The organism is Psychrobacter sp. CoH-33_TS_01 (assembly GCF_058189395.1).
The window spans coordinates 56,434-71,495 of sequence record NZ_JBVGQI010000010.1; the positions used below are offsets into that span (position 1 = coordinate 56,434).

Consider the following 15,062-nt stretch of genomic DNA (forward strand, 5'->3'; position numbering starts at 1 on the left):
CAACGAATTTATAATAGGCGGCACTATATCGGTTTTAAATCAAACCAACTCTCCAGCAGGCTATTTTAACTCGCCATCGAGATAGGTCAGCACCTGCTCACGCACATCATTTAAGCGGCGTAACGGTGTGGCCATAGCTGCAATACTGGTCGCATGACTGGCTTTTTTGATTTCACCCGTTTGTACCTTTGCATTGGCAGCCCGTAGCGCCGCCGTCATTCTCACGGTGTTTTCATCGCCGACGATATCGTCATTTTCAGCGGTCAATAACAGATAATCGGGTTGCGACTTGCCAGTACCTGAATTGACTAAGCGGTCTGGCATGATGGTGTTAGGATTGCCGTCTTTTGGGAATACCGTGCGCGTGTCTGAAGTGCGGAAGTCATAGCTATAGGGGCCTGCGATTCCTACCACTGCTTTGATATCGCTAGGCGTGACGCCGTAAGGGGATAAAAAGTCTGCATTAGACACCGCCGCTACAGCATTAAAAGCCCCGGCTGACTGACCCACGACCGCCATTTTCTGTGGATTGGCATAGAGTTTATCGGCGTTTTGATGCACCCAAGCGATAGCCTGAGCGGAATCTTGCACGAACGCGGGATACACAAACTCTGGGGCTTTGCGATAATTAATCACGGCGGTGACATAGCCGGCTTGCGCAAAGCTTTGACCGACAAAAGCATATTGGTCCTTATTGCCGTTTTCCCACGAGCCACCATGGACGAACACCACGAGCGGATAGCGCTGCTCGATGGTACTGCCTTTTCGCACAGCTTTAGCCAGCGCTTTAGGGTAGTAAACGTCGAGGTTTTGCGCAGCATCCTCACCATAAGCGATATCCTTGCTGACCCCTACGCCACCATCTGGACTGATGGCATTGACCAAATTAAGGGGCGATAAGGCGGCGGCTTGCTGGCTGATTAAGGAGGCTGTTAGCGCCCCTGCTCCCACTAGCACGGCCCAAGACAAGCGACTGGACGGTAGCGTCATTAGCTTACGCGGAGACGTACGGGTGACTTTAGTATTTTTTGGATTAACGTCCATGTCATGACTCATCGTTGAGGGAAAGTGAAGCGACCTAGAGAGGGCTCTAGTAAACCGATAAAACACCGGTTTTAAGCGCTATGGTTGGGCAATACGCTTACTGTGATAAAGCCTATTTACTGGTTAATTAGCCACTTATTAATTAGCTACCTGGTCTTGGTATAAGTCGATATAAGAGCTGCCACCGGAAGTATCAGACCCTTGGTTTGGCGCAGGCTGATTAACAGTATTAGGCGCGCTTCCACCCCCTGTTTCTGTGCTCGTAGCGGCCGGTGCCTGATTGATAGGCACTGAACGACGGTTGCTAGTGCTAGTTGGACTGACGCTCTCTAGTCCATTTACGGCAGGTGCTTCCAAGTTCTGCTCCTGCATGACATCCTGCTCAGTGAGGACTTCGCCATTATCATTCACTAAAGTCGTTAGCAGTACCAGCTCAGTAATACCGACCGTTTGATTAGCAATATCAATCAAATGGCTTTGCTGGGTCGGGGTCATGCGGCCCATGATAAACACCACGCCATTATTGGTGACGATTTTCACTTGAGAGGATTTCACGTCTTTATTTGCCAACACTTTTGCCATTACTTTAGAAGTGATATAGCCGTCCTGAACCGTCGAGCTATAGCCACGATTCGGGCCCACCGTCATCTCGTCGTACACTTGGCGGACATCGGGCATAGAGCGTACCAGAGCCGCAACCTGAGTCTTAAGCGCTTCGGTTGGCACCTCCCCTGACAGTAGCACTTCACTATAAAAACTATCGATACTGATACGGCTATCATTGGCTAAAGCGGGGTCTAAAGCTTTGATATTGACATTGGCGGTATGCGCAATACTGCGGTCTAGCAAACGCTGCGATATGGTGCGCTCAGTCACGGCTACCCCATAATTAGAAGGGTAAGCTGGGGCGTTGGATGTGGCCTCTGGGGTATTGCCTACTGGCGTCAAAGAAGCACAACTGCTCAACCCTAGCACACCTAATAAAGCTAAGGCTATCGGTAGCTTACCGGTCATGATAGCCGTTAGACGTGATGACGCAGATAAAGTCTGTTGGCGTGACTGCTTATGGAGTTGACTGGCTTCTGATAGCGCTTTTCGTTGTAGTAGCATACTCATTGTGCCCTTATGCCGTAATAAAAAAGTGGAAACTCTTTTGCCTAAAAACAGGCCAAAATTAATCTTAATTAAAAATAATAGGGGGTAATAATGCCGTTAGCCTTAGCTATCATAAATCAACTGACTAACAGGTAAATACCAGTTGCGTAAAAATTCTGTAGCCAGTATCTACCTTCAGCAGCATTAGCAACTTTATCAGGGAGCAATTACCAATGAGTGCTAAGACCAAGCTTTGGCAATAAAAGCCCCTGCCAACCACTCAGGCACGCTGCCCTCATCACTAAAAGCCACCACATCAAAGCGGCATTCATAGTCATGGTAGGTAGGATGCTGGCGTAGGAAATATCTCGCGGCCTTGATGATTTTACGCTGTTTACTGGCGGTTACACTGGTGAGCGCATCGCCAAAAGCCCCCAGTTTACGTTGCCGCACTTCTATAAAAACGAGCGTATCCCAAGCATTGCCCTGCTCTAGCATTACCAAATCCAATTCACCCACTTTGGCCATGAGCCAATTCTGAGCAACTAGGGTCAATCCCTGCTGCTGCAAATATTCTAAAGCCAGCTGCTCATAGCGGCTACCTTGGCGCTGTTTGGGTGACGTCAGCTTAAGCGGAGTTAGAGCCATAGGGGATAGCCTAGCGAATAGATAAAACTATGGATTAAAATATAAGGGATTAAAACACAATACGTTAAAACATAGCGGGTTAAAACACAGCAGACTAAGCATAGATTTATCCTGATAGACGTTATATTCTAGCGGCCGTATTTGCATTTTTATACTCGAATTTACTAGGATTGCTACCGCCTGATAGTAGCACATCGTGATACACTGACCCGCAATTCCTAGCGTACCATTTTGCCATTCTCTACTATCCGTTACTGAGGTTATCATGTCTATCCCCGCCTGCCTATATATCGTCGCCACCCCTATTGGCAATATTGATGACATGACGCCGCGCGCCATCAACACTCTAAAAGCCGTGGATATCATAGCTTGCGAAGATACGCGTACCTCAGGCAAATTATTAAGCCATTTTAATATCGACAGCCAGACTTGGGCCTACCACGAGCATAACAGCGAAATACAAACGCCCAAAATTATCGAGATGATTCAACGTGGTCACCCCATCGCCTTAATTAGTGATGCGGGCACGCCTTTAGTCAGTGACCCTGGTTTTCAATTGGTACAAGCAGCGCATGAGGCTGGGGTAAAAGTCGTACCCGTAGCGGGCGTAAGTGCGGCTATCGCAGCGTTATCGGTCGCTGGCCTGCCTTCGGATCGCTTTAGTTTTATCGGATTTTTACCCGCCAAAACCCATGGTCGCCAAAAGCAGCTCGAAGGGGTTAAGGACAATACCGAAACCTTGATATTCTATGAAGCGCCGCATCGTATCCTAGCCAGTCTAGCGGATATGATTACGGTATTCGGTAGCGAGCGTCCTGTGACCTATTGCCGCGAATTGACCAAGACCTTTGAGACCGTGCGAAAAACCACCTTAAGTGAGTTGAGCGAGTTTGTCGCTAATGACCCCAACCAACAAAAAGGCGAAATCGTCCTCGTCGTTGGTGGGCAACCGAAAGCTGATAATGAGAATTTAGAGCAGCACGACGCCTTACTTAAACGTCTATTAGAAGATCTATCGGTAAAAAAAGCGGCCGCCCTCGCCTCCGATATTACGGGTGTGAAAAAGAATGCGCTTTACCAACGCTTGCTAGAGCTGACCAGTTAAGTTAGTTATCAGCACCCCCCTTATTCACGATTTTATTTTGGAGTACTACCATGTATGACGTTATGGCCGTAGGCAATGCCTTAGTGGACCACGAGTATCTATTATCCGATGCTCAGTTACAGCAGACAGGCTTAGAGAAAGGCAACATGTCGCTCGCTAGCCTTGAGGAGCAATCCGCCTTATTAAACTATCTCGTGGACGCTAAAATTGAGCCTTCTAAACAAGCCGGTGGGGGTTCTGCTGCCAATACGATGTTTGCCTTCGCTAGCCTCGGTGGTAAGGCTTTTTACGGTTGCCGCGTAGGCAATGACGCGCAAGGCGAGTTCTATCTTGAAGACTTGCACCAATCTGGCGTGGCAACCTCTACCCAGTCTATCGAGCCTAATGGCGTGACCGGCTCTTGTGTCGTCGCTGTGACGCCAGATGCTGAACGTACTATGCAAACGTATTTGGGTACTTCAAGTGAAATCTGCGAAGCCAACATCAACTTTGACGCCCTCACCCAGTCAGATTGGTTATACCTTGAAGGCTATCTCGCCATGTCAGAGAGCGTGCTACCTGCCATGACCAAACTGCGCCAACAAGCGGGTATTAACGATGTAAAAATTGCCGTCAGCTTTGCCGACCCTGCAGTAGTCAAATTCGCCAAAGAAGGCTTGGACGAAATGATTGGTAATGGCGTCGCGGTTATCTTCTGCAATAGCGAAGAGGCCAAGCTATTCACCGGTAAAAAACAATTAAAATCAGCAGCTCGTGCCCTGACCGATGTCTGCCAAACGGCGGTAGTCACTGACGGCGCTGATGGCGCTATTATTGCGACTATCAACGACGGTACGGTTGAGCTAATCGAGGTTGCGACTCCCAATGTGGCCGATGTCATCGATACCAATGGGGCGGGAGACAACTACGCTGGTGCCTTCCTCTATGCGATGTCACAGAAATATACTTTGCCAGAATGTGGTCGTCTGGCCAGCGCCGTAGCCAGTCAAGTGATTCAGCAGATGGGTCCTCGTCTTGCAGCACCACAATACCAAGATATCGCTCGCAGCATCCTAGCGGTGTAAAAGCTGGCTTGTCATTACTGAGCACTGAGCCTAGGCTTATCTCAAGCTAGACGATAAAAACCCCGACTTAAAATAAGCCGGGGTTTTTTATGATCTATAAACTATTTACTTAAACTTTTTAAGCCTTAGCAAGCGCCTGCTCTAAATCGGCTTTGATATCGTCGATATGTTCGATACCGATAGACAAACGCACCATATCTTCACTCACGCCAGCGGTGGCCAGCTCTTCGTCGCTCAACTGGCGATGGGTCGTGGTCGCGGGATGGCATGCTAAAGATTTCGCATCGCCGATATTGACCAAACGCGTGACTAGGTTAAGGGCATCAATAAAGCGTGCACCGGCCTCACGACCCCCCTTCACACCAAAAGTTAAGATGGCTGATGGCGTGCCTTTCATATACTTTTTGGCCAGCTCGTAATCGGGATGATCAGACAAACCGGCGTATTTCACCCAAGCAACCTTATCATGGTCATTTAGGTACTGCGCGACAGCTTGGGCGTTTTGCACATGTCGCTCCATACGTAGACTCAAAGTCTCCATACCTTGCAAAATACCGAAAGCATTCAAGGGGCTGAGCGCGGCACCGGTATTACGCAATGGCGCTACGCGAGCCCGGGCGATAAAGGCGGCAGCGCCCACATCCTTCACAAAGTTAACGCCATGATAGCTGGCATCTGGCTGGTTTAAGATAGGGAAACGCTCTGGATAATCGCCCCAAGGGAATTTACCACTATCGACGATGGCGCCACCAATAGAAGTTCCCGTACCGCTCATATATTTGGTGAGCGAATGAATAACAATATCCGCACCATACTCGAAAGGACGGCACAAGACTGGGGTCGCGACCGTATTATCAATCACTACCGGCACACCAGACGCATGAGCAATATCAGCAATCGCTTGAATATCCACGATGTTACCTAGCGGGTTGCCAATACTTTCCGCAAAAACCATCTTAGTTTTATCATCGATTAAGTCTTTGATAGATTCTGGATTCTTATGATCGAAGAAACGTACTTCTACGCCTTGACGTGGCAGAGCATGCGCGAAGAAGTTATAAGTACCCCCATAAAGCGTCGAGGTCGCGATGATGTTATCGCCTACTTCACAAACGGTTTGTACGGCATAAGTGATGGCGGCCATACCTGAAGCTACGGCTAACGCGCCAATACCGCCTTCTAGTGCGGCAACACGCTCTTCTAGTACGGCGTTCGTCGGGTTCATAATACGCGTATAAATGTTACCCGCAACTTTTAAGTCGAATAAATCCGCACCATGCTGCGTATCATCAAAAGCATAAGAGCTAGTATGATAAATAGGTACCGCGACCGCCTTAGTAGTCGGCTCGACGGTATAACCAGCATGGATCGCTAAGGTCTCTAAACGATGGTTATTTTCTGGGGTTTGCTCACTCATAAAATAATCCTAATCAATAAGTTATAAACAACGTATAAAAATAAAAATAGTCCGTTATATGGAGAAAGTGCAGCTCATAAAAAAGCCAGATTATCGACCATGATAACCCAGCTTTCTTATGATAATAATGACTTATTATTAATATGGTTATTATTATAAGTAATAACAGCCAGTAGCGATTAGCTTAGTAATCGCTGCCCCTTATTTATAATAAGCATTTTCAGTACGCGTATGGTCGGTCTCATCGATCACTTGCATAAGCTCAGGAACTTGCTGTTTTAACTGAACTTCTACGCCTTGACGCAAGGTCATATCAACCGCTGAGCAGCCTTGGCAACCGCCACCAAATTTCAATACCGCAGTCAGACCGGCTTCATCATCGATCAATTCTAGCAACTGCACGTCACCGCCGTGAGCGGCAAGACCGGGGTTGATTTCAGATTGCAGGACATAGTTAATACGCTCTTCAACGCTGGCATCTTCGCCCACTTTTGGCACTTTTGAATTGGGCGCGCGGAAGGTCAACTGACCACCAAAGCGGTCTTTATTATAATCGATGACGGCGTCTTCTAAATAAGGCACAGATGCCGCTTCAATAAAAGCGGTAAAGTGCTCATAAGGCAGTTGTAAATCAGCCGCATCTTCTTCGCCCGGCTGGTTATACGCCATGCAACACTCAGCACGTGGCGTGCCGGCATGCTCAACGAAAATACGCACACCGATGCCCGGCGTGTCTTGTTTTGACAATAAATCTGCCAAATAGCCTTGGGCAGACTCAGTAATCGTGATATTGCTCTTTATGTCGGTTTGGTCGATATCTAAAGCAGAAGTTTGCGCTGTGTCAGTCATGAGATGACCTCATTTATTGGAGAAGAAAAAAGGGGCTGGCTGCTGCCAACTGTGACTCATTCATTATGAAATCGTGAATCATCAATGCAAAAGCATGTGAAATATGGATATGTAGTGTCATTATGGCGGTGATTGAAAAATTATCAAGGGATTAACTTGGCTCGGCCGTAATTACTATCGTCAGGTTATCTTTATAAAATTGCCGGTCATCTGTAAATAAAGGTTATGGCCCTACTAAAGCCTACTGCTATTGCGAAGATAGTGCTAACCTTAACTGATCATAGGTTAAGTTAGTAGGAGAGGTCATGAATTTTATTGCGCACCGGCGCTTAGCGCTGTCCCCATCGACTGTTCAGCACCCTGCTAATGACACCCGCCGTCGACTCCTCAAACTGCTGTTGCCTTTCACCATGATGAGCGTGCTCAGTCTAACGGGCTGTGACGCGCAACCCTTTGGCATCTCAATGAATAATGGGTCGGCAAAATCGGAAGCGCCGATTGAGTTACCCGAACTGGCTCAGTCTATCAATAAGGACGCTAACCTCTATCAAGTCGATAACTTCCTCTTTCGCAGTGAGCAGTTGCGTGCCGCCGACGTGCCGCTCATTAAAGCCAATCACATCAATGCTATCGTCAGCTTGCGATTTTTTGATCAGGACGAGGATCAAGAGCTACTAGCTAATGTGGCCGAAGATGCCGACGTGACTTTATACAATCAACCGCTAAAGTCTTGGCACGTTACCCCTAAAGAAATCGCCCAAATACTGCAGCAAATCAAAGAATTGCAGGCACAGAATCAGCGAGTATTGGTCCATTGTTATCATGGTGCAGACCGAACAGGCTTAATCGTTGCTATGTACCGCATCATTGATCAGGGCTGGTCAATCGCAGCGGCAAAGCAGGAAATGACCGCCGGCGGCTTTGGCTATCACCCTATTTGGGTGAACTTAGAAAAGATGCTCAATCCTGCAACAGTGACAGATATTCGTCAAGAATTAGCCGCTCTGCAACGGCCCAAACAAGCCGCTTAAATCGATAGCTATAGCATCACTCTAATACTAGCGACTTAGTAGTTATGAGTAGTTATGCGCCTTAGCCACATTATAAGAAAGATATACCTTTGCTAGGCTCACTCAAGCCCCATTTACGGTGCTCGAAAGACTAACCTTATTTACCCTATCGCTTACTCTGCTGCTTTGGCGGGGCTGCTCACATCACTATAAACGCCTAAACTGCCTAACGGAAATAGCAAAGGCTTGCCGTCTTCAGTAACGGCAGTCAGTTGATACAGATAGCCCTCGGTATCTACGGTTATTTCAACCCTGATTGTGCGACCATCCAAATCGTAAGTGGTTGCCGCCAAGATAGCTTGCCCCACTTGACGCTCAGACAGCCTCTCTTCTAAAAATTCAAACGACCCCATACCGCCATCGTCTATCTCATTGATAGAGAGCTCCTCGATAGGCTGGGTACTCTTATAAGGCAGTTCGCAAAGGCTTAACAGGTTTTTGATAAAGGCAGCTTCATCAGGGGATAACGGTCTAATCATGGGGCAATTCCGGTGGTATTTTTTGAGTATATATTAATATAAGATTGGCTAAGTTTAGGCACTTACTCTATAGGCTATACAATTTTAAGGCAAAAAAATAGCACCTTGAGAGATTATCCCAAAGTGCTCATTCTACTAGTACTTATATCAACGCTATTGCGCTATAAAAAATATTGCAGCTTATTCTTTGGCGCCGCACTGGCAGCATTTCGCGCACATATTGCACTTGTCGCAAGTGGCCGCGCAGTTGCAGTTACATTTTGGGCAAGTACAGGTGCCAGCGTTATAATGTATTGCAGTAAATTTCATAATCAATCCTTGTTTATGAGTGTGCTTTTATCATGTCAAAGCTGCCTTACGCCTTCAGTGATTTATTTGTTAATTCAATGGGTTGTTGGGTTAAAGGTGCAAAGATAATGGCTATTGCTAAGTGGAATACCGTCATATCAATTCAAAGTTTTCATACGCTGTAATTTCTTCAATAAATTTTGCTTCTATCAGCGATAACGCACGGTGTTTATGCCAGAAAATATAAATGGGCACATCAGCTATACCCTCTTTTGGTGGCAACCGTCTTAGCTTTGACTCTAAATGAGTCGCCGCAATAAATTGATCGGGTAAAGCGCCGATGCCATACCCGGTATAGATTAAACGAACTGCTTCGTCCAAATTATTGGTATAAGCACTAATACGGCCGGTGATGTCATGGCTCTCCTTAAAAATAGTAATAGGAGAAAGCACCTCACCAATATCCTCACTTTTAAAGGCAATAAAGTCTTCGGTCAATAGACTATTAAAAGTCACTTCAGTAGCAGAAAATAAAGGATGGTGATAACCACAGTATAGATAATAACGCTGATTAAATAGTAACTTATGATTGAGGTTTTCAGGAAGATGGCGAGCTAAGCAGATGCCCACGGCAGGGCTTTTTTGCTTTAAGATATTCAAAATATCCATGCTGGACTTAACCGTCAAATCCAAAGTGATATTGGGATATTTCTTTTTAAAATAGACTAGAAACTCATTATATTTTGGATTATGGATACGGCTGGCCACCAATAGCGTGATTTCTCCTTCCAAAAGATGCGAGTTGCTGCCCTTCATAGCCTCAATAGAAGTAATTTCTGTAAATATAGTCTGGGCTACTTGTAGGCAATAATGCCCAATAGGTGTTAGCTCTAAAGGCTTGGTATTACGGATAATCAATTGGCTTTGCAGTTGTTCTTCAAGCTTTTTGAGGTTTTGACTGACCGCCGATTGCGTGATGTTCAAGCGGTTTGCCGCGGCACTGATACTCCCCTCTTCATAGATAACGATTAGGACATGCAGCAAAGTCCAGTTTAGGCTATCAGCTAGTTTTTGTTGCATCATGACCATATCGGTACTCATCTTAACTATAGGAGACTAAGTTAGCTCTAAAAAGCAAACCAAAACTATTGGAGATAAAGACAGTATAGTGCTTAATCGCAAAGTTTTTAGGACAGTTTTTAGAGCTTCTATACCTCATAATATAATATAGTTAAGAGGAGTATGGCGACATAGGATGCAGTGAAAATAACTTTGAGTTATAACAAGCCCGAGTCATAATAAGTCGAAGAACCGCAGCTTATTTACTATATAGCTTAAAGTTGACAAACTCGCTCATACCGTAAGGGCCTAGCTCACGACCAAAGCCTGAGCGTTTAACCCCACCAAAAGGGTGCTCCGCTGCCGTACCAGGGGCTTGATTGAATGCGACCATACCTACCTGCAATTGCTCAGCGACCTCTTGACCCTGAGCCATATCCTGCGTATGGATGCAGGCCCCTAAACCAAAAGGGGTGTCATTAGCTATGCGAATAGCGTCCTCGACATCAGCCGCTTTAAAAACCATCGCAATCGGACCAAACAACTCTTCGGAGTAGGCTTGCATATCCGAGGTGATATCAGCCAAGAGCGCCGGCTTAAACCAAGCCCCCGGTTGGTCCATCCTGCCGCCCGCTACCAACTCAGTGGCGCCTTGCGATAAGGCACTATCATACTGCGCCTGTAAAGTGTCCAGAGCTTGGCTAGAGGATAACGGCCCTATAAAGGTAGCTTTGTCCAAAGGGTCGGTTGGTACTAATGAGGCAACTTTATCGCGCAGCTTGGCGACAAAATCCTCATAAATATCAGCGTGTATAATAATACGCTTGGCCGCATTGCACGCCTGCCCCGCATTACCAAATCTGCCAATGAAAGCACACTCTACGGCCTGATCGATATCCGCATCTGCCAACACGATAAAGGGGTCTGAGCCGCCCAGCTCAAGGACGACTTTCTTTAGGGCGGCACTGGCCTCTTGCGCCACCGCTGCGCCTGCTCGCTCAGAGCCGGTCAGCGATACCCCTTGCACAGCCGAGCTATTAATAATGGCTTTCACTTGCTCATTACTCGCAAAAATATTGCTATATACCTCTTTAGGCAGGCCAGCTTCTGTTAAAAGCTCAGCTATAGCCAATGCAGACTCTGGGCAAGAAGGGGCATGTTTTAGCAGGATGGTATTGCCTAACATTAAATTGGGCGCGATAAAACGCGCGACCTGATAATGAGGATAGTTCCATGGCATGATCCCTAGCAATACCCCAATCGGTTCCTTTCTGACCACCGCATTGGGGGCATCGGGTAACGCTGGTGCCGCTAAAAACTGCTCACCGTATTGGGCATAATACCGAAAAATTTGACTGACTAAGGCCAGTTCCCCTTCACCTTGAGCAACGGGCTTACCCATCTCACGAGCCATGATTTTAGCCAGCTGTTCTCGCTGCTCATCGTACAGATCCGCAATCTTATTCAATATTTTCGCCCGCTCATCAACCGCACTTTTTCGCCAAGATTGATAAGCCGTATGCGTCGCACTAACGAGCTGCTGTATTTCTTGGTCAGAGTGAGTCTCGTACTGCGCCTCTACGGCACCAGTCGCTGGATTTGCTACTTGATAGTTGGTCATAATACGTCCTTGTTATGAGTAAATATTCATCCTAACAGCTCATTGCTGTTATCAGGTACTTCTTACTATAAGTAGCTTAAGGCATTAGCTCATCAGGGTCAGTCAATACATGTAGCAATACCGTCTTACGCTCTTGGGTTACGACCGCCATAGCCTGCTCTACACTCGACTTTATATCTTTATTGTTCGCTACTTGAATGCCATGGGCGCCAAATGCTTTTGCAAGCGCAGCAAAATCAGGGTTTTGCAACTGAGTACCGGACACTCTATTGGGATAATGCGCCTCTTGGTGCTGGCGAATGGTGCCAAACTGCTGATTGTCCATTAAAACAATCAATACCGGCGCTTGATAGCGTATAGAAGTAGACAGCTCAGCCTCATTCATCATAAATTCGCCATCACCCGTGACCACGACCGACAGCCGCTCCGGAGACTCTAAAGCCGCCACTATTCCTGCGGGCAAGCTATACCCCATAGCGCCATTTCTAGTACTGAGCTGACTGGGAAAGACATGAGTCGGCAAATAACGCTGCGCCCATAAACAATGATTGCCTGCGCCAAAGCTATAGACCGCATCTTTGGGTAGCAACTCAGTCAAGCTTTGTATGACTTGGGTCATACTGGCATAGGTTTGACCGGCTACATCAGTAGTGATATTCCCTGGCGCACCCTCTGATGCAGCCGAGTCGGGAAAAGCACAATCTTTTCTTTGCTGCTCGTGGCAATAGTCAAACCAAGCCGTACGCGATGCGGCACCAGCTACCGAAGTTTGACTGATGGCCTGCACAAATGCTTTAGGACTGGCTACAATATGGTCAGTTACGCTACCACTATGCCCGCGCAAACTGGTGTCTAAATTAACGATATAGTTTGGTTTATCAAAAGACTGGCGCAGTTTATAGCCATCGCTAGCCACATCCCCCAATACTGTGCCTATCGTTAGCAGCACATCCGCCGTTTCGATTAAGGCCGCACACTCATCTGAGCGACCATAGCCCAAATAGCCGGCATGGGCAGGAGAGTCAAAAGCCACCCGATCTGAAGCTCGCCAATCATGAATCACAGGAATACGGTTATCTTCTGCAAATTGTGTTAATTGTGCCGAGGCTTGTGGCGTCCAATTTTGGCCACCGGCAAAAATCAGCGGCTTTTCAGCTTGGGCTAGCGCTGCTATCACAGTATTGAGTGGGGCCTCAGCCACGCAACCTTCAGCAATAGGAATGACTGGGTGCAATTGCCCGCGAAATTCTTGTTGGATAATATCTTCGGGTAGCCCCACCACGACCGGCCCAGGACGCCCTTCTAAAGCCGCATGAAAAGCCTTGGCGACAATCTCGGAGGATCTAGAAACCTCATCTAAAACGAAGACTCGCTTGCATTGGCTGGAGAACCACTGCTTAGGGTCAAACTCTTGAAAGGATTCGCGCTCTCTATCGGCAATAGGTATCAGACCCACGAACAATATCATCGGCACCCCGTCTTGCCAGGCGGTGTGAATCCCTGTGTAAGCCTGTGCAGCACCAGGTCCGCGTGTGACCATAGCAATACCGGGCTGACCGGTAAATTTACCATGCGCATCCGCCATATAAGTACAAGCCGCTTCGTGGCGACACACTACGGTCTGAATATCCGCGTTATATAACCCATCCAGTACTGAGAGATAGCTCTCACCCGGTACGACAAAGGTACGACTAACCCCATGTAGCTTTAAACTGTCTACAATCGCTTGACCACCGTGAATTGTATTACTCATTATTATTCCCTTAATATTTTTTAATAATTCGGTAAAATAATTTTTACTAACTTTATTATTATGACTGTCCTATGAAAATCTTATGAAACCACCACTTATTTACTTACGTATCAGACAGTGAAAAAACCTAATAAATTAGATATAAATAACAAAGCAATAGCTGTCAAGAAAATTAGCCCTAGAATTGCCCATACATTCATTACTGTAGATAATTTTTTGTAATCCTTAATTAATAAATAATTCAAACCACCGACAATAGGAGCCGCAATAAAAGCGGCTATCATTGCAAATTTAAGCATTGAGCCAAGTTGCCCAGTAAAGAATATAATAATAATTAATCCACCAACAATAGCGTAGGTTGTCCAAAAAAATATTTGTTTATTAGTAATCTCTTTATTCCCTCTAAAGAGTCGTAAACATTCAGAGTTTGCTCGAGCTGTTCCATCTGCACTTGTGAGTGTAGTGCCAAACATACACATAAAAGCCACGAACGCCACTAGGAATCTTGACCATTCACCAATAGTAGCTGTATACATATTAATTAACTGACCAACGTAATCACTCCCTGCTGTTTGAATTTCTTGACCTGATCCGTATTGCACAAATACTCCTAGGGCTAGAAATACTAATGCCAAAATAGTAGAGACTGAATACCCTACATTAAAATCAATTAGACCTTGACGATAAGTAGTGTCTTCAGCCTTTATTTTTGCAGATATCCACATTGAATTAATGGCAGAAAACTCCATTGGTGCAGGCATCCAGCCCATTAAAGCGACAAGGAAACCTAAAGTAGCTAGATTCCAAGGCGTAGTTACCACAAAGTCTGTTGTCATAACGCTGGGCTTACCTGCAGCCATAATGACAGCAACCAGAGATCCAAGTGTTAGAGCAATAATGATCCATTTATTAACACTATCAAGCAGCTTATAGTGTCCTGCAACCAAAAATAGCCAAGAGATAACCATAACAATGACAGACAAGGTAATTGTTGATAACTCAAGGCTAGCAGGTAGCATAAATCCTAGAATAGCAGCACAAAGCAAGGCAACAGCGCCTGTACCAACTACCGACGCAAACATAGACAAAAACAGATAAATACCTAAATAAAGTTTTGATTTCTTATAATAACCAGCGATTAGAGACTCACCAGTACCATAGACATAATCAGTACCAAAACGAAAAAATGGATATTTTAATAGATTGGTTATTATAATAAGCCCTGCAAGCTGCCAACCATAAGTTGCCCCTGCTTGGGTAGATGATATTAAATGCGATCCTCCAATAGCAGCCGAGGCTAATAAAATGCCAGGGCCAAGAGTACGCCAACTAAAATCTTTCTGCTTAGTGCTATTACTTGAAGTGTGAGTCAATTGCTTAGACATAAAAACCTCACATCAGTAATAATAGAAGACTGGTTCTGACAATTAATTATATTTAATATTTCAGAATACAGGTTGGCATAATCGGGAGCCTTTAAAATTAAAGTTCTCATACTAAACATCCTTATCATGATTTGAACAAGCAGTTACCTTATAAATCCTTTATCAGGTAATCGTTAACTATCAAT

At 46.0% G+C, this 15,062-nt stretch carries 13 protein-coding genes; 3 read left to right on the forward strand and 10 right to left on the reverse strand.

Annotation, left to right across the window (positions count from 1 at the left end; all coding sequences use genetic code 11):
- Window positions 1–60 precede the first annotated feature (60 nt).
- The 3 genes from ACZ2XM_RS13455 to ACZ2XM_RS13465 form a co-directional block, all read right to left on the reverse strand.
- Window positions 61–1,044: an alpha/beta hydrolase gene (locus ACZ2XM_RS13455; protein ID WP_490589643.1), complete on the reverse strand. Its 984-nt coding sequence runs from the start codon at window positions 1,042–1,044 to the stop codon at window positions 61–63.
- A gap of 138 nt (window positions 1,045–1,182) precedes the next feature.
- Entirely contained in the window at window positions 1,183–2,154 is a 972-nt protein-coding gene (locus ACZ2XM_RS13460; protein WP_490589642.1) for a BON domain-containing protein, read from the reverse strand.
- 225 nt (window positions 2,155–2,379) lie between these two features.
- Entirely contained in the window at window positions 2,380–2,787 is a 408-nt protein-coding gene (locus ACZ2XM_RS13465) for a YraN family protein (protein ID WP_490589641.1), read from the reverse strand.
- Window positions 2,788–3,052: 265 nt separating this feature from the next.
- Here ACZ2XM_RS13465 and rsmI point away from each other — a divergent pair, with 265 nt between their 5' ends.
- On the forward strand, window positions 3,053–3,892 hold the full coding sequence (rsmI, locus tag ACZ2XM_RS13470; protein WP_490589640.1) for a 16S rRNA (cytidine(1402)-2'-O)-methyltransferase: 840 nt from the start codon (window positions 3,053–3,055) through the stop codon (window positions 3,890–3,892).
- 50 nt (window positions 3,893–3,942) lie between these two features.
- Complete coding sequence (locus ACZ2XM_RS13475) at window positions 3,943–4,956, forward strand: adenosine kinase (RefSeq protein WP_490589639.1); 1,014 nt, start codon at window positions 3,943–3,945, stop codon at window positions 4,954–4,956.
- A gap of 118 nt (window positions 4,957–5,074) precedes the next feature.
- Here ACZ2XM_RS13475 and ACZ2XM_RS13480 read toward each other — a convergent pair whose 3' ends face one another.
- Window positions 5,075–6,373 carry an O-acetylhomoserine aminocarboxypropyltransferase/cysteine synthase family protein gene (locus ACZ2XM_RS13480; RefSeq protein WP_490589638.1) on the reverse strand — a complete coding sequence of 433 codons (1,299 nt, stop codon included), beginning with the start codon at window positions 6,371–6,373 and terminating at the stop codon, window positions 5,075–5,077.
- Window positions 6,374–6,574: 201 nt separating this feature from the next.
- Window positions 6,575–7,222 carry a Fe-S biogenesis protein NfuA gene (gene nfuA, locus ACZ2XM_RS13485; RefSeq protein ID WP_490589637.1) on the reverse strand — a complete coding sequence of 216 codons (648 nt, stop codon included), beginning with the start codon at window positions 7,220–7,222 and terminating at the stop codon, window positions 6,575–6,577.
- Between the two features lie 305 nt (window positions 7,223–7,527).
- Here nfuA and ACZ2XM_RS13490 point away from each other — a divergent pair, with 305 nt between their 5' ends.
- The gene (locus ACZ2XM_RS13490) at window positions 7,528–8,253 is read left to right on the forward strand and encodes a tyrosine-protein phosphatase (protein ID WP_490589636.1); all 726 of its coding nucleotides are present in this window, start codon (window positions 7,528–7,530) and stop codon (window positions 8,251–8,253) included.
- Between the two features lie 152 nt (window positions 8,254–8,405).
- Here the strand turns inward: ACZ2XM_RS13490 and ACZ2XM_RS13495 are convergent, their stop codons facing one another.
- The 5 genes from ACZ2XM_RS13495 to ACZ2XM_RS13515 all read right to left on the reverse strand — a co-directional run bounded on the left by ACZ2XM_RS13495 (window position 8,406) and on the right by ACZ2XM_RS13515 (window position 14,877).
- Window positions 8,406–8,771, reverse strand: coding sequence for a DUF6984 family protein (locus ACZ2XM_RS13495; RefSeq protein ID WP_490589635.1), 366 nt, complete (start codon window positions 8,769–8,771; stop codon window positions 8,406–8,408).
- 441 nt (window positions 8,772–9,212) lie between these two features.
- Window positions 9,213–10,142, reverse strand: coding sequence for a LysR family transcriptional regulator (locus tag ACZ2XM_RS13500; protein ID WP_490589634.1), 930 nt, complete (start codon window positions 10,140–10,142; stop codon window positions 9,213–9,215).
- Window positions 10,143–10,377: 235 nt separating this feature from the next.
- Window positions 10,378–11,739, reverse strand: coding sequence for an NAD-dependent succinate-semialdehyde dehydrogenase (locus ACZ2XM_RS13505; protein WP_490589633.1), 1,362 nt, complete (start codon window positions 11,737–11,739; stop codon window positions 10,378–10,380).
- Between the two features lie 76 nt (window positions 11,740–11,815).
- Complete coding sequence (locus tag ACZ2XM_RS13510) at window positions 11,816–13,492, reverse strand: thiamine pyrophosphate-dependent enzyme (RefSeq protein ID WP_490589632.1); 1,677 nt, start codon at window positions 13,490–13,492, stop codon at window positions 11,816–11,818.
- 110 nt (window positions 13,493–13,602) lie between these two features.
- On the reverse strand, window positions 13,603–14,877 hold the full coding sequence (locus ACZ2XM_RS13515) for an NRAMP family divalent metal transporter (RefSeq protein ID WP_490589631.1): 1,275 nt from the start codon (window positions 14,875–14,877) through the stop codon (window positions 13,603–13,605).
- Window positions 14,878–15,062 lie beyond the last annotated feature (185 nt).

Bases quoted from the DNA above. Each gene is read 5' to 3' on its own strand.
- ACZ2XM_RS13460 (WP_490589642.1), bottom strand. From the start codon at position 2,154: ATGCTACTACAACGAAAAGCGCTATCAGAAGCCAGTCAACTCCATAAG.
- ACZ2XM_RS13455 (WP_490589643.1), bottom strand. From the start codon at position 1,044: ATGGACGTTAATCCAAAAAATACTAAAGTCACCCGTACGTCTCCGCGT.
- ACZ2XM_RS13515 (WP_490589631.1), bottom strand. From the start codon at position 14,877: ATGTCTAAGCAATTGACTCACACTTCAAGTAATAGCACTAAGCAGAAA.
- ACZ2XM_RS13505 (WP_490589633.1), bottom strand. From the start codon at position 11,739: ATGACCAACTATCAAGTAGCAAATCCAGCGACTGGTGCCGTAGAGGCG.
- ACZ2XM_RS13490 (WP_490589636.1), top strand. From the start codon at position 7,528: ATGAATTTTATTGCGCACCGGCGCTTAGCGCTGTCCCCATCGACTGTT.
- ACZ2XM_RS13465 (WP_490589641.1), bottom strand. From the start codon at position 2,787: ATGGCTCTAACTCCGCTTAAGCTGACGTCACCCAAACAGCGCCAAGGT.
- rsmI (WP_490589640.1), top strand. From the start codon at position 3,053: ATGTCTATCCCCGCCTGCCTATATATCGTCGCCACCCCTATTGGCAAT.
- ACZ2XM_RS13510 (WP_490589632.1), bottom strand. From the start codon at position 13,492: ATGAGTAATACAATTCACGGTGGTCAAGCGATTGTAGACAGTTTAAAG.
- ACZ2XM_RS13475 (WP_490589639.1), top strand. From the start codon at position 3,943: ATGTATGACGTTATGGCCGTAGGCAATGCCTTAGTGGACCACGAGTAT.
- ACZ2XM_RS13500 (WP_490589634.1), bottom strand. From the start codon at position 10,142: ATGATGCAACAAAAACTAGCTGATAGCCTAAACTGGACTTTGCTGCAT.
- ACZ2XM_RS13495 (WP_490589635.1), bottom strand. From the start codon at position 8,771: ATGATTAGACCGTTATCCCCTGATGAAGCTGCCTTTATCAAAAACCTG.
- nfuA (WP_490589637.1), bottom strand. From the start codon at position 7,222: ATGACTGACACAGCGCAAACTTCTGCTTTAGATATCGACCAAACCGAC.
- ACZ2XM_RS13480 (WP_490589638.1), bottom strand. From the start codon at position 6,373: ATGAGTGAGCAAACCCCAGAAAATAACCATCGTTTAGAGACCTTAGCG.